Source organism: Serratia sp. CY47280 (assembly GCF_052168655.1).
In the GTDB taxonomy this organism is placed as follows: Bacteria; Pseudomonadota; Gammaproteobacteria; order Enterobacterales; family Enterobacteriaceae; genus Serratia; species Serratia bockelmannii.
The window spans coordinates 1,426,222-1,443,992 of sequence record NZ_JBJNMG010000001.1 but is presented as its reverse complement, the minus strand read 5'-3'; the positions used below and the strand labels follow the sequence as shown (position 1 = coordinate 1,443,992).

The following is a 17,771-nucleotide window of genomic DNA, read 5'->3' as shown; positions in this document are numbered from 1 at the left end:
AAGCGGGCTTCTCTAAATATGGCTCCTCTGACTGGACTCGAACCAGTGACATACGGATTAACAGTCCGCCGTTCTACCGACTGAACTACAGAGGAATCGTGTGAACGGGGCGCATGATATCCAGCGGCCCCGGGTGTGTCAACGCTAAATTGCCCCAGGCGGTGCGACTGCTCGGTATCTGAGCAATAAGCCCGTCAATCAGCCCATTGCGCGTCGTTTTCCACCTGGCCGCGCAACAGGCGCGCCAGCGGATCCTGGCGGTAGAAGCGGCAAAAGTGCTGATACAGCGCCGGGAAGCGTTCGGCCAGCAGCTCGGGAGCGCTGAAGAAATACTCCGACAGCACGGCGAAGCACTCGGCCGCATCGGTGGCGGCATAGGCATCCATGCTGGCGGCCTCTTCACCGACCATGTCGATCTCGTCCTGCAGGCTTTCCATCGCGGCGTGCAGATCGTGCTCCCAGGCGGCCACCTCGCGCAGTGGGATCGGCGGTACGCCGGTGGCGACGCCGCCGTTGCGCATATCCAGCTTGTGCACCGCTTCGTGGATCACCAGATTGAAACCAGAGAGATCGAAAGAGTCCTGCACGTCTTGCCAGTTGAGCACGATCGGCCCCTGTTCCCAGCTTTGGCCAGACTGCACCACTGGCCCCGAGTGCACCAGGCCGATCTCGTCCTGCCATTCGTCTTCCACCACGAACGGGGTGGGGTAGAGCAGAATTTCGTTGAAGCCGTCGAGGCACTCCGCGCCGAGTTCCAGCACCGGCAAGGCGAACAGCAGGGCGATGCGCGCCTGCATTTGCGAGGTGAGCTGCAGCCCCTGCAGCGGCACGATGCGCTTTTGCTGCAAGATCTGCCCGGCAACGGCCACCAGCCGCTGCTGCTCCTGCTCATTCAGCGGCGAGAGCAGCGGGATCGCCAGCGCGTCCTGCCACTGGGCCTGAGTGTCTGCCTGGGGTTGAGAGGGTTGAGTCGCTTTCCACGGCCATTTAATCATCAGGTTGCTCGTAAAGTCGTCACTTGAACGTTCAGCGGTGTGCTAATGCTGTAAAAATGCCGTAAAAGCGGGCATGATAGCAAGCGTTGTTAGGAGAGATGCCGGAGCGGCTGAACGGACCAGTCTCGAAAACTGGAGTAGGGGCAACTCTACCGGGGGTTCAAATCCCCCTCTCTCCGCCACTTTACCCCTCGTTGTTCCCTATCGAATCAAAATCCTTTTCTTTCGCTAATGCTTGTAAACCGTTCGATCTGAAACCGGTTTGCGTTGGCCGAGATCCTTTTCCGCATTATAACCCGTGCAATATCAACGAATAGCATTTTGCGATTATGTTCTTCATTTTGTGAGCCATGTTGCGCTTAAACCCGGTGCGGCGCTTGTGGTAAGCCCAGTGCCAGGCGCAGGCCAATCATGCTGAAGGTGTGAAACCGCCACGGTGATAATGCCTGCCGGCAGGGGCGTGCATGGCCTGACTCCGCTATCCCTTGAAGAGTTTGCCAGACTGACAACATGCCCAACATCTCCAGGGTAGCGTGTATTTACACGCGATTTTTCGTGCACTAATATGTGTGCACATGCACATAAAAACGGTCTCCTCTCCGCCGCGATGGGAATAGAAGGGACTGAACGCCCGGAAACTGGAGGATTTGCCATGAGTTTGCTCGATTGCGCACTGGATTTTCGTCACTTCATTGAGGAGTTGCGTCGCCGAAACGATTTGGTCGACGTGCATCAGCAAGTTTCCGCCGACCTGGAGATAGCGGCTGTCTGCCGCCGGGTCTATGAGCAACGGCTTTCGGCTCCGCTATTTCATCATGTGGCGGGCGCGATGCCGGGGGCTCGCATTCTTGGCGCGCCGGCCGGCATGCTCGCTTCTGCGGAACATGCCTATTCTCGCCTCGCCCTCCATTTTGGCCTACCGCCAGAGAGCTCCCCGCGAGATATCGTGGCGGCGATTCGCCGGGCGGTGAAGGCGGAACCGCTTGCCCCCGATTACTGTTCGACCGGCCCGGTGAAAGAGAATATTTGGCGAGGTGACGAGGTTGATCTGGCACGCTTCCCGGTGCCTCTGCTGCATGAACGGGATGGCGGGCGCTATTTCGGCACCTACGGGTTCCATGTCGTGCAATCCCCGGACGGGAAGTGGCACAGCTGGGGCATCGGCAGGCTCATGATGCTCGATCGCAATCGTCTCACCGGCCCGGCAATCCCCACCCAGCACATCGGCATGATCCGTGAAATGTGGCGTCGGGAAGGGAAACCTACGCCGTGGGCGATGGTGCTCGGGGCGCCGCCTGCCGCGGTGGCGGTCGCGGGGATGCCGTTGCCGGCCGGCGTCAGTGAGCCTGACTATGTCGGCGCGTTGCTCGGTAAAAGTGTCACGCTCACCCAAGCGGAAACCAACGATCTCTGGGTGCCGGCCAATGCGGAAATTGTGCTGGAAGGTGAAATCAGCCTGACGGAGACGGCGCTGGAAGGGCCGATGGGGGAGTATCACGGCTATCAACACCAGCAGGGCCATGAACAGCCGGTGTTCCATGTGCACGCGATGACGTTTCGCGATGACCCCATTTTGCCGATTTGCGTCGCCGGCACGCCGCCGGAGGAAAATCATACGATCTGGGGCACCATGATATCGGCCCAACTGCTGGAAACCCTGCAGAGCGCGGCATTGCCCGTCGACTTTGTCTGGTGTTCCTATGAGGCGGCAACCTGTTGGGCGGTGGTGTCCGTCGATATTGAAAAACTGGCCGACATGAGGACCAACGCGGCGGATTTTGCCGGTAAGGTGGCGGAAGTAGTCTTCGGTTCGCATGCGGGCTACCTGATCCCCAAACTGATTCTGGTCGGCAATGACATTGATATTGTCGATATCAATCAGGTGGTTTGGGCGTTGGCTACGCGCTCACATCCGGCGCGCGATCATTTTATTTTCCCGGACGTACGCGAGTTCCCGATGGTGCCGTACCTGTCGGAAGAAGACAAGGCGCGCGGCAGCGGCGGCAAAGCCATCATCAACTGCCTGTTCCCCGAGCAGTTCAGCGGCGTAACACGTGCGGGTACCGCCTCTTTCAGGCACTCGTATCCGGAACAGGTCAGGGTAAAAGTCGAGGCTAATTGGAAACAGTATGGGTTCTGAAAAAAAAGACAGGCATAGCGGCCGACAGGGAATGGGATTGCCCGACGGTGCGCTTTACAGGATGACGGAGGTGGTGCGTCACCGCGAAAAACGGCTGTCTGCGTTACTCGCATTGCAAGGGCTCAGCCTCCATGAGTGGCGCGCGTTGCGTATTCTCTACAGTTTTCCGGGCGACGTGGCCATGAGCGAGGTGATAGCGCATTCGCAGACCGATCGCACCGCGCTAGGCCGTACGATCACCCAACTGGTTAATCGGGGGTGGGTCGCGCGCTTCCCCGATCCGGAAGATAAGCGCGCGGTATATCTGCGCGTCATGCCGGCGTCTCGCCCCATTTTTGACCAGGCGAGGCAATGGGTGGCGGATTATGACGCCCAGCTGATGGCCTGCCTGGATGACGCGGGGCTCAGTGCCCTGGATGACGCTTTGCAACGCATGATGTTGTTTATCGATACCCCTTAGCTATTCCGGTCCCAGTTGCGGAGAAAACGCTCGGTGGCGGGGGCGCCGTTTTATCCCGCTTGACCGCATTCTGCTGCACGATGCGGTGTTGTACTGTTGACCGCAGGTAAGGTAATTTGCTGATGGCAATGATGACTGACGCGGGGGCAACGGACATGAACGAAAGAATCGACTACCACATCGAGAAATACCATTTCGCGCCGCTGGATGAAGCCCCGCGGCTCGCGCACCAGTGGAGCGAGGTGTTGAACGAGTGCCGCGAGACGCAGGCCGGGGCGGAAGAGCGTCTGCGCATTGCGCTGCTCAATGTGGACTACGTGACCAGTTTCGAATTGCCATTTCGCTTATTGCTGGTGCGGGCACCGCAGCTGATTGCCGGCCTGCGTGATGAGTTGTCGATCAGTCAAAAAAATGTGGTGTTCAACGGCAAGCGCTTTGGCTGTGTCTACAGCCTGAAAAGCGATTTGAGCGGCGTGCCGGAGGCTTTCCAATACGGCCTGTCGACCCGTATTCACCGAACATCTGCGTCGGGCGTGGATGCGCTGCCTTACCGGGAAATTGCCAAAGCGCTCAAGGCGCCGCGTGAGCGGCTTAAGCTGGCGCTGGAGCAAGGGTTGCCGGTGACGGCGCTGGATGGCTTGTTCTGGTTCGGCATCCAGCGCATTGCTGCCGAGGTGCGCAGGCTAAGAAAAACTGGCATGGCGATCGTGACGGCGGAAACGGAGATCTTCGACACCCTGACCGGCACGACGCGCAAGGTCCCAGTGTACCGCCTGGCCGAGAGTTAAACGCCGTTTCCGCACCGAGGAGGTTCAAACCAAGAACCTCCTTATGGAATGCGCGGCTTACCGATAGGCTTCATTACGCGCGATCGTGTATTTGCCGCTGCCCAGCAGCAGAATGGCGAGCCCGCCCATAAAGAACACCAGTTCGTTTTCAATGCCCCAGGCGCCGACGTCAGTGACGCTGAACACCTTGCCGGTGCCCACCATCAAAAATGCCACCACCAGCGTAAAGGCGTAAACCAGCGCGGCGGGGCGGGTGAACAGCCCCAAAATGATCAGTATCGGCGCCAGGATCTCCCCTACATACACGCCGTAGGCGATGAAGGCGGGCAGCCCCTGTTCCTGCAACGCACCGGCAATCCAGCCGACGCCGTGCTGAATTTTCGCCACGCCGTGAAACAGCATCAGCCCGCCGAAGGTCAGTCTGAGTGCCAGCTTGCCGGCGTCCGGACGATCAAAAAGGCGCGTGAACAATGCATTCAATGACTTAACCATGGCCCTTCCTCCTGAATAGGAATGATTTTCAATCAATATATCAATAAGGTGAATGCGAAAGATGTTCTGGATCAGTAAAACGGCGGACTTTACGCCGAATCACCGGGTGAGATTTAGCGGGTGCTTCACACGGCAACGCAGGCTGTCCCCGCGACCCAAATCGCGGTAAAATGCAGCAGTTCACCTTATCGCACGTCATCAGGCCGTCGTACTCGCTATGAAAATGCGCAAACCCCGTCGTCCGCCCGGGCGGTGGATTTATTACATCCTGCATGAAGACATGCTGTGGCCCTGCCCGGTCAAATGGGAGTGGGAGAGCGGCTATAACGCCTGGCTGCCGTTTTATTATTCCCCTACGCTGGAATTCGTCGCCGGCAACCCCGCTCGCGCCACCAAGGTCAGCAGCGGCCGGCGCTAAGCGCGCTGCCCGCCTTGCCGCCCGGCATCCGCTCACCTAAGATAATTGCATCACCCACAGGTTTCCGGGAGCGCCCATGTCTACTCTGTTTCGCACGTTTCTTTGCGGCGCGGTGGCGTTGCTGCTGCTTGCGGGTTGTCAGCAGACGGCGCATCGACCGGCGCCGCCGCTGCAGGCGCAATTGGATCACATCGCTCTGATGCTGGCCGGCGGGCATTTCCTGCGCGTGGACTGCGGGCGCAGCGACGTGCCGGACGACGTGAAATTGCAACGCACCGCGATGCGTGCGGCGCAGCATCGCGGCTGGGATACGCATGCGGTAGGGTATCGACAGTTGCCGACGCTCACCCAGGCGCGTTACCTGACTCTGCAGCAGGACAATCAGCTGCTGACGGACAAATGCGCCACGCTCAGCCGCAGTACCGCGCGTTTTATCGCGGCGGCGCAGGCCGATCAGGAAGACTACATGGAGTAGCGTTGGGTAAGCCTGTCGGGCGCTCGTTACGGGCGCCTAAAAATTCTTTGCAGGATAACGATTTATCGATCATCATTTGAAATGATGTTTCACTTTTATCCATCGAGCCCACCTTGAATCTGTATGCCGCACTGCGTCAGCGCGTGGAAAATACGCCCTGGTACGCCAAACGGAAAAGCTACCGCGTGCTGTTCTGGCGCGAGATCACGCCGCTGGCGGTGCCGATCTTTCTGGAGAATGCCTGCGTTTTGCTGATGGGGGTGCTGAGCACCTTTCTGGTGAGCTGGCTCGGCAAAGAGGCGATGGCCGGGGTGGGGCTGGCGGACAGCTTCAACATGGTGATCATTGCCTTTTTTGCCGCGGTGGATCTCGGCACCACCGTGGTGGTGGCCTTCAGCCTCGGCAAGCGCGATCGCCGGCGTGCGCGGGCGGCGGCGCGTCAGTCGCTGGTCTTGATGACCGGCGTGGCGGTGCTGTTGGCGGCGGGCATTCACCTGGCGGGCGAATCGATCATCGATGTGATCGCCGGCGCGGCGTCGCCGGAGGTGAAAGCGCTGGCGCTTTCTTACCTGCAGACCACGGTGTGGAGCTACCCGGCGGCGGCGATTGCGCTGATCGGCAGCGGCGCGTTGCGCGGCGCGGGTAATACCAAGATCCCGCTGCTGATCAATGGTGGCATGAATATCCTCAATATCATCATCAGCAGCATCCTGATTTACGGCATGCTCGGCTGGCACGGGCTGGGCTTTGTCGGCGCCGGGCTGGGGCTGACGATTTCCCGCTATATCGGCGCCATCGCCATCCTCTATGTGCTGGCGATCGGCTTTAATCCGGCGCTGCACATTACGCTGAAAAGTTATTTCACGCCGCTCAAGATGAGCATCCTGTGGGAAGTGTTGGGGATCGGCATTCCCGCCAGCGTCGAATCGGTGCTGTTCAACGGCGGCAAGCTGTTGACGCAGATGTTTGTCGCCGGCATGGGCACCAACGTTATCGCCGGCAACTTCATCGCCTTCTCCATCGCTTCGTTGATTAACTTGCCGGGCAACGCATTGGGATCGGCCTCGACCATCATCGTCGGTCGGCGGCTCGGCAAGGGCGAGATCGGTCAGGCGGAGCGGCAACTGCGCCATATTTTCTGGCTATCGACCCTTGGGCTGACCGCCATCGCCTGGGGCACGGCGCCGCTGGCCGGGGTATTCGCCGCGTTTTATACCTCGCAGGATGATGTGAAAACGGTGGTGAAAACCCTGATTTGGCTCAACGCCGCCTTTATGCCGATCTGGGCCGCTTCATGGGTGTTGCCTGCCGGGCTGAAAGGCGCGCGCGACGCCCGCTTTGCCATGTGGGTGACGATGCTCGGCATGTGGGGCTGCCGCGTGGTGGCTGGCTATGTGCTGGGTATCGAACTGGGCATGGGCGTGGTGGGTGTCTGGTTGGGGATGTTCTTCGATTGGGCGGTGCGCGGCGCCTTGTTCTACTGGCGCATGATCAGCGGGCGCTGGCTGTGGAAATATCCGCGGGCCAAACGCCGGGAGGCCGAGTAACGTCGGCCGCGGGGCACCGGCGAGATGGCCTCAGTATAAAAGCGTCATCGCGCTGAAGAACAACAGCGTCAACGCGATAATGATGACGTTTTGCGTGGCCTTGCGCACCAGTCTGCTGGCGCTCAGTCGGCTGTCGATGACGTAGAGCAGCGGCACCATCAGCAGCACGTAGGCGAACATCAGCATGGCGGTAAAGGGTTGCAGGTTCATTTATGCTTCTCCTGTACGTCATCATGGCCGACCAGGTGCACCAGCACCGCCTCCGTCTGATGGGCCAAGCCAATAAAGGGCGGGGCGACAGGGGGATCCGCTGCGAACGGCAGGCCGGCGCGCCGCGTGTTCACCGCCGCTTGCAGAATTTTCTTTCTATGCTTCCGAGTATGGTCGACCATGCGCCTCCGAATAAGGCCGCCCGCAAGCGGCTGATCGTAGTATTACCATTAAGCTGGAGTAGGATTGCAGGCCGCTGCCGGGGCCATGCATTCATAATATTGCGAATGATAACCATTATCAATAATGAAAGTGAAAAAATTAAGGGTATTGCGAGAGGGGTGTCAGCGGGGAGGGAAAAGAAAAAGCACGCCTTGCGGCGTGCTTTGCGAGGTACTAACGGCGGTGGTTACTTCTGATCGGGCAGGGCGTAAGCGATCACATAGTCGCCCAGCTTGGTGCCGAAGGAACCGTGGCCGCCGGCGTAGATCAGCACGTACTGCTTGCCATTGACCTCATAGGTCATCGGCGTCGCCTGGCCGCCGGCCGGCAAGCGCGCTTCCCACAGTTTTTCACCGTTGGTCACGCTGAAAGCGCGCAGGTAGTTGTCAGCGGTGGCGCCGATGAAGAACACGTTACCGGCGGTGGTTACCGGGCCGCCCAGCATCGGCATGCCCATTTTGAACGGCAGTGGCAGCGGTGAGCTGTCGCGCACGGTGCCGATGCGTTTTTTCCACACGATGTCGTTGGTTTTCAGATCCACGGCGGAAATGTAACCCCAGGCCGGCTGTTTGCACGGCAGGCCGAACGGTGACAAGAATGGGTTCAGGGTAACGCCGAACGGCACGCCATATTGCGGCTGTACGCCGGACTCGGTGCCGCTGCCGCCTTTGTCGCCTTCCGGCGGCTCAATCGGGTTGCCTGGGCCGCGCGGGATCAGTTTGGAGACGAACGGCAGCGCGATCGGGTTGGCGATGGCGATTTCGCGATCGGTATCGACGGCCAGGCCGCCCCATTCGAACATGCCCAGGTTACCCGGGAACACCAGCGTGCCCTGCTCGGAAGGCGGGGTGAAGGTGCCTTCATAACGCAGGCTGTGGAACATCACGCGGCAGACCAGTTGGTCATAGATGGTCGCGCCCCACATGTCCGCACCGGTCAGCTTCTTCTCAGGACGGAAGGTCAGCTCGGAGAACGGCTGGGTCGGTGACAGGCGGTCGCCTTTGGCTGGGCCCTGCGGTACCGGTTTCTCCGGCGCCGGCACCACCAGCTCGCCGTTGGTGCGGTTCAGCACGAAGATGTTGCCGGTTTTGGTCGGCACATAGATGACCGGCACTTTTTTACCGCTCTTGTCGGTAATGTCCGCCAGGGTCGGCTGCGCCGGCACGTCCATATCCCACAGGTCGTGGTGGACCGTCTGATAGAACCAGGCCAGTTTGCCGGTGGAGGCGTTCAGCGCCAGCAGGCCGCTGGCGTAGCGCTCCATTTCCGGGGTGCGGTTGCCGCCCCAGATGTCCGGCGTGGCGACGCCCATCGGCAGATAGACGATATCCAGCTTGGCGTCATAGGCGGCCGGCGCCCAAGAGTTCGGCGAGTTCGGCACGAAGTGGTGCTCGTCCGCCGGGATGGCGTTCGGATCTTTCGCGCCCGGATCGAAGGCCCACAGCAGCTTGCCGCTGTTGATGTCGAAGCCGCGGATCACGCCGGAAGGCTCACGGTTGGAGTAGTTGTCGGTCACGGCACCGGCAACGACGATCACGTTATCGGTGATCACCGGCGGTGAGGTCGGCTCGTAGTGGCCCGGCGTCGCATACGGCATGTTGCTCTGCAGGTTCAGCTCGCCGTTGTTGGCGAAGTCCGGGCACGGTTTGCCGGTTTCGGCGTCCAGCGCGAACAGGCGGCCGTCGTTGACCGGCAGAATGATGCGGCGTGCGCACATCGCCGGTGCGGCATCGCCGGCGGCGCCCGCGGCTGCAGCGGTTTCGTGGTAAGACACGCCGCGGCAGGTGATGTGCTGGAAGGTCGGGTTATACTTCAGCTGCGGATCAAATTTCCACTTTTCTTTACCGGTGGCGGCATCCAGTGCGAACAGCTTCTGGTGCGGCGTACACATGTAAAGGGTATCGCGGATCTTGATCGGCGTGACTTCGTTGGTGATCTCACCCGGATCGTTGGCGGTCTTCAGATCGCCGGTCTGGAAACGCCAGGCTTCTTGCAGCTGGCCAACGTTTTTGTCGTTGATCTGGCTCAGCGGCGAGTAACGGGTGCCTTCCTGGGTGCGGCCATAGGCCGGCCAGTCGGCGCCGGTGGCGTCTTTCGGCTGGACCTGCGCGGCGTCAAGGGTGCCGTTGATCTCTTGCGGATCGTTGAATACGGCATATGCCAGTGCGATGACGGTGATCGCCAGCGCCGCGCTCAGCGCACCGTAGGCGAATTTGCCGTTGGCGACCAGCTTACGGTAGATAAACGGCAGCACCAGCCACAGGCCGAAGAAGAAGGTGACGTCCAGGCGCGGCGTCAGCGCCCAGAAGTCCGGGCCGACTTCCCACAGGGCCCAAATAGTGGTGCCCAGCAGGAACACCGCGTACAGCAGCAGCGCGGTGGCGCGGCGGCGGAACAGCAGCCAGGAGGTCGCCAGCAGCACCAGCCCGGCGATGATGTAATACAGCGAACCGCCCAACTTGGCCAGCCAGATGCCGCCGCCGAGCAGATAAAGCCCGCTCAGCGCGGCAAACAGCGCCGTTATGACGATAAGCGGCGATAGTGACGCTTTATTTTGCATAGCAATACCCTTACCAAAAATGAAAGTCCCCGATTTAGAGATTAAGCCAAATCGGAAAAAACACGCGGTTTCTCCCTATTATTTCAGCGGGAAGCCGCTAGGGTGACGTAAAATCCATCCCGTCTTTTAACCTTAAGGTGCTTTGCCTTATTCAAAGCGGTAAGACAAGGTGGCGCCGCCACCCCAGTTGCGACCCGGCGCCGGCTCGAAATAGCGGCCATTGCCTTCGTTGACGATCACCGAACCGACGTAACGGCGGTCGAAAATATTGTCCACCCGGCTGAACACGTCCAGCGCCCAGCGGTTCCAGGTAAAGCGATAACCGGCGTTTACGCCGGCCACGGTGTAAGAGGGGGCCTGCGCGCTGTTGGCGTCGTTGGCCTGAATGTCGCTCATGTAGCGCAGCTCCGCGCCGGCGTGCCAGCCTTCCGGCGGTGCAAAGGCCAGCGAGGCGTAGCCCATGTTGCGGGCGATGCCTGGCAGGTGATTGCCGGCGGGGGTACAGCCGGATTTACCGCACATATCGCTGCGGTAGGTGGCGTCCAGCAGCGTCCAGGCCATATGCAGGCGCCAGTCCAGTGCGAACTCTTGATCCAGCGCCAGCTCCAGGCCGCGCCGCCGGGTTTTGCCGGCGTTGGCGTAGCTGGTGCGTCCGCCGCTGCTTTCCGCCACCACCAGCTCGTTGTCGGTATCGGTCTGGAACAGCGCAGCGCTCACCAGGCCGTTGCCGAGGCGCAGCTTGCTGCCCAGTTCGACGGTATCGCTGGTGGACGGCTGCAGGCCGATATTGAGGCCCGTCTGGCCGTCGGGGCGGTAGGAGAGTTCGTTGATGGTCGGGGTTTCAAAGCCGCGGCCGGCGGAGAGATAGACGTTCCACGCCGGGTTGATCTTGTAGTTGAGCGAGCCCATCGGCAGCCACTGGTGGTAGCGTTTGCTGCCGCTGTCGTCGCCGTTGCGCGGCGTGATGTAATAGTCGGTCGAGTCGAAGCTGACGGTGCTGTAGCGCAGGCCGGCGTCCAGCGTCCAGCGCGGCGTCAGTTGCCAGGAGGTTTGCAGGTAAGGATCCAGGTTCCAGATACGGTTCTTCTCGTTGCGCCGCTGGTCGCCTTTCTCGCCGTAGTCCACAGTGCCGTCTCGCAGAATAAAGTTTTCGAACCCCTGGCGGCGTTCGGTCATGGTTTCATAATCCAGACCGCCGATCAGTGTTACCGGTAACGATGCGAGAGTATCCTCATGCTTCCAGCGAGTGTCAATGCCCTGATATTTTCTTTCCAGCACGATCACCCCGCCGGCGTGGGTGGGATTGAGCTGCGGCCCCATCGGGATGGACTGGTACTGCGTGGTGTGGCGCTCGCCGTGGTAGGCAGTCAGCGTCAGTTCGTCGCGCTCGCTCATCTGGCGCTGATAGCGCAGGCCGGCCTGGGTCTGATCGAGCGACTTGCGGGTGTTAAATTGATCCGCGCGCGGCGCCTGGCGCGGGTTTTCCTTCCACTCTGCCTCGGTCAGGCCGCCCGGATCGCCGGCATCGATTGAGACGCTGTTGAACATCAGCGTCAGGGTGCTGACGTCGTCCAGCCGCACACCGAGCTTGCCGTTGCCGAGGTTTTTCCGCGCGGCGCTGTGATCGCGGTAGCCCTGAGTGGTGAAGCGGGTGCCCGAGATGGCGTAGTTGACGTCGCCGGCCTGGGTACCGTCGCCGGTGGCGCCGGTCGCTTTCACCCCATAGCGCCAGGTATTGTCGCTGCCGAAATAGCCGCCGGCCTCCAGCGTTGGCGGCTGGGTGCCGGTCTGGGTGTCAACGTAGATCACCCCGCCCGAAGCGTTGCCGTACAGCGCGGAATAGGGGCCGCGCAGCACCTCGATGCGCTCGACGGAGTTGATGTCGATGTTGGAGGTTTGTCCCTGGCCGTCGGGCATGGTGGCGGGAATGCCGTCGACGTACATGCGCACCCCGCGCACGCCGAACATCGATCGGCTACCGAATCCGCGTATCGACAGCTGCAGATCCTGCGCATAGTTTTGCCGGTTTTGGAGCTGCAGGCCCGGCACGCTGCCGAGGTTTTCCGACAGGTTAATCTGCGGTGCGGCGTTGCGCAGGTCCTGGCCGTCGATCACGCTGACGGACACCGGCGATCCCAGCTCGGTCAATCCGGTGGGTTGCGCCATCACCACCAGGGTGTCGCTTTTCTCTTCATTATTTTCTGCCGCCAGCGCCTGGCTGGCAAACATGGGATGTAGCAATAGCATTGCAGCCGGGGTAAGCACGGCGCTTTTCTTATTGGTCATGGAATAAATCTGCCACTGGTATTGAAAGGGAATTGCAAGTCGATTCAGAGTTAGCCATCTGTCGCTCCATCTACATGACGCTAAACGAAAAGGGTAAGGCATCCTGATATCAGTATAGAGTATCTCGGGCAGGAACGTTCCCGCAAAAACTCCGGTCCCAGCGACGGTTAACGGATTCATGAGCCTGGCTCATAAGCTCAAGCGTATTTCGCCCCATAGTCATGGCGGCAGTCGCGTTTTACAGTCACCACACCGGAACGGCTCCGCGTCAGGCGGGGCCGGTATCAATCAGTGGGAGAGTGAAGATGCAAACACGCAAATTGGGGCGCGAAGGGCTGGAAGTCTCGGCGTTGGGGTTGGGCTGTATGGGACTGAGCTTTGGCTACGGCCCGGCCACCGACAAACGGCAGGCGGTCGATCTGATCCGTGCCGCGGTTGACGAGGGCGTGACGTTCTTCGATACCGCCGAGATTTATGGTCCGTTCACCAACGAGGAATTGTTGGGCGAAGCGCTGGCGCCGGTGCGCGACCGGGTCGTCATCGCCACCAAGTTCGGTTTCGATCTGCCGCAGCCGGCGGGGCAGCAGGTGTTGAACAGCCGCCCGGAGCATATTCGCCAGGCGGTGGAAGGTTCGTTGAAGCGCCTGCGGATAGAGACGATCGATTTGCTGTATCAGCACCGTGTCGATCCTGAGGTGCCTATCGAGGAGGTGGCCGGTACGGTGCAGCAACTGATTCGCGAAGGGAAAGTGAAGTATTTCGGCCTGTCGGAAGCCGGTGCGCAAACCATTCGGCGAGCTCACGCGGTGCAGCCGGTCACGGCGCTGCAAAGCGAATATTCGCTGTGGTGGCGCGAGCCGGAGCGTGAAATCTTGCCGACGCTGGCAGAGCTGGGCATCGGTCTGGTGCCGTTCAGCCCGCTCGGCAAGGGCTTTCTCACCGGTGCCATTACCGAGGACACCACCTTTGACAGCGGCGATTTTCGCAACCTGGTGCCGCGCTTCAGCGCCGAAGCGCGCCGGGCCAATCAGGCGCTGGTGAGCGTGCTGGGGCAGATAGCGCAGCGCAAAGGCGTGACGCCGGCGCAGATCGCCCTGGCCTGGCTGCTGGCCCAGCAGCCGTGGATCGTGCCGATCCCGGGAACCACCAAGCGTCACCGGCTGGAAGAAAACTTTGCGGCGGCGTCGGTGGTGTTGGCGGCGGACGAACTGGGCGCGATCGAGCGTGCGCTCTCCGCTATCGACGTGATCGGCGATCGTTACCCGGCGTATCTGCAGAAGAACGTCGGGCGTTAAGCCCCGCGTCGCAGCGCCTCAATCAGCAGCGCAAAGGCGGTAGTGTGTTGCCTGCGGCTTGGATAATAGAGGTAATAACCGGGAAACGGCGGGCACCAGTCGTCCAGCGCCATCAGCAACCGACCGTCGGCCAGCGGCTCGGCGACGGTATCTTCCGGCACAAAGGCGATGCCGAGGCCGAGCTGCGCGGCGTCGATTCGCTGGCGCAGGCTGTTGAAGGTCAGTTGCCCCTCCACCCGCACTTTAATCTCCCGGCCATCGCGGGCAAATTCCCAGGCGTACAGCCCGCCGAGGGTGGGCAGGCGCATGTTGATGCAGCGATGGTTTTGCAGCGCTTGCGGCGTAGCGGGGAGGCCGTAACGGGCGAAATAGTCAGGGGAGGCGACGGGCACCATGCGCATGGCCGGCCCGATGCGCACCGCGACCATGTCCTTCGCCACCTGTTCCCCCAGCCGGATTCCGGCGTCGAATCGCCCGGCGACGATGTCGGTCAGGCTGTTGTCGACGGTGATCTCCACGTTGATATCCGGGTAATCGACGAGAAAAGTGCGCAGCACCGGCCACAGTACCGCATCCACCGCGTGTTCGCCGGCGGTGATGCGGATGTTGCCGGCGGGCCGATCGCGCATTTCACCCAGCGCGTTCAGCTCGCTTTCAATCTCCGCCAAGCGCGGGCCAATGCTGTTGAGCAGCCGCTCACCGGCCTCGGTGGGGGCGACGCTGCGAGTGGTGCGCGTGAGCAAGCGCAGCGCCAGGCGTTCTTCCAGGCCGCGAATAGCGTGGCTGAGTGCCGATTGGGAAACCCCAAGCTGCGCCGCCGCTTTGGTGAAGCTGCGCTCCCTGGCCACCATCAGGAAAGCGATCAGATCGTTAAAGTTTTCTTTCAACATACCGGCACCGGAGAGCAAAGTTGGGGCGCTGCCGCGCGTAGATTTATGAATTGAGCTCATAGCTCCTTGCGCATTTTACCCGCTAGTCACCGGAAAAGCATGGCGCTATCTTGGCATCGCTGACTCATAACTATCAGCGTCGGTTGGAAAGCCGACGTGGAGGACACGACAGATGAAAATACAACGCAGCGGTTCTATCCCATCACAGCGCGGTTCGGCGGATTACTTTACCGGGCAGGTACGCATCGATGCCCCCTTCGCCGGTGACGCGCCGGCCAGGGTGGGCGGCGCGACCGTCACCTTCGAACCCGGCGCCCGCACGGCCTGGCATACGCATCCGCTCGGCCAGACGCTGATCGTCACTCAGGGGCGCGGGTGGATCCAGATGTGGGGCGAGAAGACGCAGGAGATGCATCCCGGCGATATCGTTTGGATACCGGCCGACGTCAAACACTGGCACGGTGCGACACCGGACACCGCCATGACCCATATCGCCATCGCCGAAGCGGTGGACGGCAGCCCGGTGACCTGGCTTGAGCCGGTCAGCGAGGCGGAATATCGGCCATAACGCCGATCAGGCCGAGGGGCTCTGTTCGCAAAACCGCAGCCGGTTGCCGAACGGATCGGTGAGGTTCAGCTCTTTGCCCCAGTCGACAATCTCCAGGCCCGGCCGGGCATAGCGATAGTTTTTGGCCGTGAGCTCCCGGTGCAGCGCGTCGATATCGTGCACCGGGATGAAAATGGCGGCGCCGGGCGTGCTGTCGCCGTAGTGTTCGCTCAGGTGCAGCGTCAGCCCGGTGCGGGTCACCTGCATGTACAGCGGTAGGTCTTCGCTGAAGCGGTGCTCCCACGCCAGCGTGAAACCGAGAAAATCCAGATAAAACTCTTTGGCCTTGTCGACGGAAAAGATACGCAGGATCGGAATGGCGGGGGAGAGCGTCATCATTGTTGACCTCACTGTCGCGTTAGCGGCAGCCGATATGGATATCGACCGCGTCGGGGCCGGTATAGGCTTCGAAGTCGGTCAGGAAGCGACGTTCGATTTCCGGGTGTTGCTCGAAGTAGGCCCAGATGGCTTGCCAGCCTTCGATGACCGCCGCCGGCATGGCGCCTCGGGCCTGGAACACCAGATAGCGGCCAGGTTGGATGTGCAAACCGCTCTGTGCCTCACTGCCGGCGGTGACATCAAACGGCCCGCTGGCGTCGGAGGCGTAGTTGGAGTAGACCCCGTAAACCGGCATGGCGGGCGAGGTGGCGAAAAAGTCTGACCACAGCGCGGGGATTTTAGCCGTCTCGGGCTGGGTTTCGTCCTGATTGGTGGTTCTGATTGTGTGGCCGGCGACGTAAAAATCGGGCAGGTGTACCGAGAGGGGCTGCATAGAGGCAATTCCTTTTAACCGCTGAAAAGATGCCTAAAGGTAGCAAAGGCTCCCCAAAACCGCCAGACAGGGCCCCCGCAGGCGCGGGGGCCCTCACATCAGGCGCCCAAACCGCCGAGGCACAGGTATTTGATCTCGAGATAGTCTTCGATGCCGTATTTTGAGCCTTCACGGCCCAAACCGGAGTGTTTCATGCCGCCGAACGGCGCCACTTCGGTGGAGATCAGCCCTTCGTTGATGCCGACAATGCCGTACTCCAGCGCTTCGGCCACGCGCATCACCCGGCCGATGTCGCGGCTGTAGAAGTAAGCGGCCAGGCCGAACGGCGTGTCGTTGGCCAGTTCGACGGCGTCGGCCTCCTGGCTGAAGCGGATCAAGGGCGCCACCGGGCCGAACGTCTCCTCACGGAAGATTTTCGCCGTGCGCGGCACATCGGTCAGGATAGTCGGGGTGAAGAAATTGCCGCCCAGCGCGTCAGGCTTGCCGCCCAACAGCACCGAGGCGCCGTGCTCGACGGCGTCGGCGATATGCTCGCGCACTTTCTCCACCGCGTCCGAGTTAATCAACGGGCCGATGGTGACGCCATCATCCAGGCCGTTGCCGACTTTCAGCTTGGCGACGGCGGCTTTCAGCTTGGCGGCGAACGCATCATATACGCCGTCCTGCACCAGAAAACGGTTGGTACAGACGCAGGTCTGGCCGGCGTTGCGGTATTTTGAGGCGACCGCGCCGGCCACGGCGGCGTCCAGATCGGCGTCATCAAACACGATAAACGGCGCGTTGCCGCCCAGCTCCATACTGGTTTTCTTGATGGTGGGCGCACACTGGGCCAGCAGCTGCGCGCCGACTTCGGTGCTGCCGGTGAAGGAGAGTTTGCGCACGTCCGGGTTGGCGGTGAGTTCGCCGCCGATGCCTTTGCTGGGGCCTGTTATCACGTTGCATACCCCGGCTGGCAGCCCGGCGCGCTCCGCCAGCACGGCGATCGCCAGCGCCGAGAACGGGGTCTGGCTGGCGGGGCGGATCACCCCGGTGCAGCCGGCGGCCCAGCCGGGGCCGGCTTTGCGGGTGATCATCGCCGCCGGGAAGTTCCACGGGGTGATGGCCGCGAACACGCCGATCGGCTCTTTTTGCACGATGATGCGGCGACCGGCCTGCGGCTGCGGAATGGTGTCGCCATATACCCGTTTGCCTTCTTCGGCGAACCATTCGATAAAGGAGGCGGCATAGGCGATTTCACCGCGGCTTTCGGCCAGCGGTTTGCCCTGTTCCGCCGTCATGATGCGCGCCAGATCTTCCTGATTTTCCATCATCAATTCAAACAGCCGCCGCAGCTTGCCGGCGCGCTCTTTGGCGGTCAGCGCGCGCCAGGCGGGCAGCGCTTTTCTGGCGGCGGCGATGGCGCGAGCGGTTTCTTCGGCGCCGAAGGCCGGTACGTGGCCGACCCGTTCTCCGTTGGCGGGGTTATGAATGGCGATCGAACGGCCTTCCTGGGCCGGCAACCATTGCCCGTCGATGTAGTTGGCCTCGCGGAACAGCGTGGGATCCTTGAGGGTAGCGCAGATGCTGGTGCTCATGAGTCTCTTCCTTCTTTCCTGAGTTCAACAGAGTGGTCTA

General features: G+C 61.2%; 18 protein-coding genes and 2 tRNA genes. 9 read left to right on the top strand and 11 right to left on the bottom strand.

What is annotated here, in order from left to right; genetic code table 11:
- Window positions 1–19 precede the first annotated feature (19 nt).
- Window positions 20–95 (bottom strand) — tRNA-Asn (locus tag ACJ8J4_RS07025).
- A gap of 99 nt (window positions 96–194) precedes the next feature.
- Window positions 195–995, bottom strand: coding sequence for a DgsA anti-repressor MtfA (mtfA, locus tag ACJ8J4_RS07020; protein WP_025303395.1), 801 nt, complete (start codon window positions 993–995; stop codon window positions 195–197).
- Window positions 996–1,087: 92 nt separating this feature from the next.
- Between mtfA and ACJ8J4_RS07015 the strand changes: the two genes are divergently transcribed.
- From ACJ8J4_RS07015 to ACJ8J4_RS07000, 4 genes are all read left to right on the top strand, one after another.
- Window positions 1,088–1,177: transfer RNA gene (locus tag ACJ8J4_RS07015), tRNA-Ser, on the top strand.
- 470 nt (window positions 1,178–1,647) lie between these two features.
- On the top strand, window positions 1,648–3,135 hold the full coding sequence (locus ACJ8J4_RS07010) for a UbiD family decarboxylase (protein ID WP_049203987.1): 1,488 nt from the start codon (window positions 1,648–1,650) through the stop codon (window positions 3,133–3,135).
- A complete protein-coding gene (locus ACJ8J4_RS07005; RefSeq protein WP_025303393.1) occupies window positions 3,125–3,595 on the top strand; it encodes a MarR family winged helix-turn-helix transcriptional regulator in 471 nt (156 codons plus the stop codon). The genes ACJ8J4_RS07010 and ACJ8J4_RS07005 overlap by 11 nt, the downstream gene beginning before the upstream one ends.
- Before the next feature lie 155 nt (window positions 3,596–3,750).
- Window positions 3,751–4,383: a helix-turn-helix domain-containing protein gene (locus ACJ8J4_RS07000; RefSeq protein ID WP_025303392.1), complete on the top strand. Its 633-nt coding sequence runs from the start codon at window positions 3,751–3,753 to the stop codon at window positions 4,381–4,383.
- A gap of 57 nt (window positions 4,384–4,440) precedes the next feature.
- Here ACJ8J4_RS07000 and ACJ8J4_RS06995 read toward each other — a convergent pair whose 3' ends face one another.
- Window positions 4,441–4,875, bottom strand: coding sequence for a DoxX family protein (locus ACJ8J4_RS06995; RefSeq protein WP_049203985.1), 435 nt, complete (start codon window positions 4,873–4,875; stop codon window positions 4,441–4,443).
- Window positions 4,876–5,092: 217 nt separating this feature from the next.
- Here ACJ8J4_RS06995 and ACJ8J4_RS06990 point away from each other — a divergent pair, with 217 nt between their 5' ends.
- The 3 genes from ACJ8J4_RS06990 to ACJ8J4_RS06980 all read left to right on the top strand — a co-directional run bounded on the left by ACJ8J4_RS06990 (window position 5,093) and on the right by ACJ8J4_RS06980 (window position 7,315).
- Window positions 5,093–5,293 (top strand): hypothetical protein, encoded by a 201-nt coding sequence (locus ACJ8J4_RS06990; RefSeq protein ID WP_016927170.1) that lies wholly within the window; start codon window positions 5,093–5,095, stop codon window positions 5,291–5,293.
- A gap of 76 nt (window positions 5,294–5,369) precedes the next feature.
- Complete coding sequence (gene gspS / locus ACJ8J4_RS06985; RefSeq protein ID WP_025303389.1) at window positions 5,370–5,768, top strand: type II secretion system pilot lipoprotein GspS; 399 nt, start codon at window positions 5,370–5,372, stop codon at window positions 5,766–5,768.
- A 113-nt stretch (window positions 5,769–5,881) separates the two neighbouring features.
- Window positions 5,882–7,315, top strand: a complete 1,434-nt coding sequence (locus ACJ8J4_RS06980) for an EmmdR/YeeO family multidrug/toxin efflux MATE transporter (RefSeq protein ID WP_025303388.1) — start codon at window positions 5,882–5,884, stop codon at window positions 7,313–7,315.
- 30 nt (window positions 7,316–7,345) lie between these two features.
- Here the strand turns inward: ACJ8J4_RS06980 and ACJ8J4_RS06975 are convergent, their stop codons facing one another.
- From ACJ8J4_RS06975 to pqqU, 4 genes are all read right to left on the bottom strand, one after another.
- Window positions 7,346–7,525, bottom strand: coding sequence for a hypothetical protein (locus tag ACJ8J4_RS06975; RefSeq protein ID WP_019453466.1), 180 nt, complete (start codon window positions 7,523–7,525; stop codon window positions 7,346–7,348).
- The gene (locus ACJ8J4_RS06970; protein ID WP_025303387.1) at window positions 7,522–7,707 is read right to left on the bottom strand and encodes a hypothetical protein; all 186 of its coding nucleotides are present in this window, start codon (window positions 7,705–7,707) and stop codon (window positions 7,522–7,524) included. Before ACJ8J4_RS06970 ends, ACJ8J4_RS06975 begins: the two co-directional genes overlap by 4 nt.
- 227 nt (window positions 7,708–7,934) lie before the next feature.
- On the bottom strand, window positions 7,935–10,307 hold the full coding sequence (locus ACJ8J4_RS06965) for a glucose/quinate/shikimate family membrane-bound PQQ-dependent dehydrogenase (protein WP_025303386.1): 2,373 nt from the start codon (window positions 10,305–10,307) through the stop codon (window positions 7,935–7,937).
- Between the two features lie 147 nt (window positions 10,308–10,454).
- Window positions 10,455–12,593, bottom strand: a complete 2,139-nt coding sequence (pqqU, locus tag ACJ8J4_RS06960; RefSeq protein WP_376788147.1) for a TonB-dependent receptor PqqU — start codon at window positions 12,591–12,593, stop codon at window positions 10,455–10,457.
- Between the two features lie 305 nt (window positions 12,594–12,898).
- Here pqqU and ACJ8J4_RS06955 point away from each other — a divergent pair, with 305 nt between their 5' ends.
- The gene (locus ACJ8J4_RS06955; RefSeq protein WP_043140026.1) at window positions 12,899–13,888 is read left to right on the top strand and encodes an aldo/keto reductase; all 990 of its coding nucleotides are present in this window, start codon (window positions 12,899–12,901) and stop codon (window positions 13,886–13,888) included.
- On the opposite strand, the gene ACJ8J4_RS06950 is transcribed toward ACJ8J4_RS06955, so the two are convergent.
- The gene (locus tag ACJ8J4_RS06950) at window positions 13,885–14,778 is read right to left on the bottom strand and encodes a LysR family transcriptional regulator (RefSeq protein ID WP_049209468.1); all 894 of its coding nucleotides are present in this window, start codon (window positions 14,776–14,778) and stop codon (window positions 13,885–13,887) included. The two genes, ACJ8J4_RS06955 and ACJ8J4_RS06950, sit on opposite strands and share 4 nt — an antisense overlap.
- 172 nt (window positions 14,779–14,950) lie before the next feature.
- Here ACJ8J4_RS06950 and ACJ8J4_RS06945 point away from each other — a divergent pair, with 172 nt between their 5' ends.
- A complete protein-coding gene (locus ACJ8J4_RS06945) occupies window positions 14,951–15,346 on the top strand; it encodes a (R)-mandelonitrile lyase (protein ID WP_025303382.1) in 396 nt (131 codons plus the stop codon).
- A 6-nt stretch (window positions 15,347–15,352) separates the two neighbouring features.
- Here the strand turns inward: ACJ8J4_RS06945 and ACJ8J4_RS06940 are convergent, their stop codons facing one another.
- The 3 genes from ACJ8J4_RS06940 to gabD all read right to left on the bottom strand — a co-directional run bounded on the left by ACJ8J4_RS06940 (window position 15,353) and on the right by gabD (window position 17,731).
- Window positions 15,353–15,721 (bottom strand): glyoxalase superfamily protein, encoded by a 369-nt coding sequence (locus ACJ8J4_RS06940; RefSeq protein ID WP_025303381.1) that lies wholly within the window; start codon window positions 15,719–15,721, stop codon window positions 15,353–15,355.
- A gap of 22 nt (window positions 15,722–15,743) precedes the next feature.
- Window positions 15,744–16,157, bottom strand: coding sequence for a GyrI-like domain-containing protein (locus tag ACJ8J4_RS06935; protein WP_264383639.1), 414 nt, complete (start codon window positions 16,155–16,157; stop codon window positions 15,744–15,746).
- 98 nt (window positions 16,158–16,255) lie between these two features.
- Window positions 16,256–17,731 (bottom strand): NADP-dependent succinate-semialdehyde dehydrogenase, encoded by a 1,476-nt coding sequence (gene gabD, locus ACJ8J4_RS06930; RefSeq protein WP_025303379.1) that lies wholly within the window; start codon window positions 17,729–17,731, stop codon window positions 16,256–16,258.
- Window positions 17,732–17,771 lie beyond the last annotated feature (40 nt).

Bases quoted from the DNA above. Each gene is read 5' to 3' on its own strand.
- mtfA (WP_025303395.1), bottom strand. From the start codon at position 995: ATGATTAAATGGCCGTGGAAAGCGACTCAACCCTCTCAACCCCAGGCA.
- ACJ8J4_RS07010 (WP_049203987.1), top strand. From the start codon at position 1,648: ATGAGTTTGCTCGATTGCGCACTGGATTTTCGTCACTTCATTGAGGAG.
- ACJ8J4_RS07005 (WP_025303393.1), top strand. From the start codon at position 3,125: ATGGGTTCTGAAAAAAAAGACAGGCATAGCGGCCGACAGGGAATGGGA.
- ACJ8J4_RS07000 (WP_025303392.1), top strand. From the start codon at position 3,751: ATGAACGAAAGAATCGACTACCACATCGAGAAATACCATTTCGCGCCG.
- ACJ8J4_RS06995 (WP_049203985.1), bottom strand. From the start codon at position 4,875: ATGGTTAAGTCATTGAATGCATTGTTCACGCGCCTTTTTGATCGTCCG.
- ACJ8J4_RS06990 (WP_016927170.1), top strand. From the start codon at position 5,093: ATGAAAATGCGCAAACCCCGTCGTCCGCCCGGGCGGTGGATTTATTAC.
- gspS (WP_025303389.1), top strand. From the start codon at position 5,370: ATGTCTACTCTGTTTCGCACGTTTCTTTGCGGCGCGGTGGCGTTGCTG.
- ACJ8J4_RS06975 (WP_019453466.1), bottom strand. From the start codon at position 7,525: ATGAACCTGCAACCCTTTACCGCCATGCTGATGTTCGCCTACGTGCTG.
- ACJ8J4_RS06970 (WP_025303387.1), bottom strand. From the start codon at position 7,707: ATGGTCGACCATACTCGGAAGCATAGAAAGAAAATTCTGCAAGCGGCG.
- ACJ8J4_RS06965 (WP_025303386.1), bottom strand. From the start codon at position 10,307: ATGCAAAATAAAGCGTCACTATCGCCGCTTATCGTCATAACGGCGCTG.
- pqqU (WP_376788147.1), bottom strand. From the start codon at position 12,593: ATGACCAATAAGAAAAGCGCCGTGCTTACCCCGGCTGCAATGCTATTG.
- ACJ8J4_RS06955 (WP_043140026.1), top strand. From the start codon at position 12,899: ATGCAAACACGCAAATTGGGGCGCGAAGGGCTGGAAGTCTCGGCGTTG.
- ACJ8J4_RS06950 (WP_049209468.1), bottom strand. From the start codon at position 14,778: ATGTTGAAAGAAAACTTTAACGATCTGATCGCTTTCCTGATGGTGGCC.
- ACJ8J4_RS06945 (WP_025303382.1), top strand. From the start codon at position 14,951: ATGAAAATACAACGCAGCGGTTCTATCCCATCACAGCGCGGTTCGGCG.
- ACJ8J4_RS06940 (WP_025303381.1), bottom strand. From the start codon at position 15,721: ATGACGCTCTCCCCCGCCATTCCGATCCTGCGTATCTTTTCCGTCGAC.
- ACJ8J4_RS06935 (WP_264383639.1), bottom strand. From the start codon at position 16,157: ATGCAGCCCCTCTCGGTACACCTGCCCGATTTTTACGTCGCCGGCCAC.
- gabD (WP_025303379.1), bottom strand. From the start codon at position 17,731: ATGAGCACCAGCATCTGCGCTACCCTCAAGGATCCCACGCTGTTCCGC.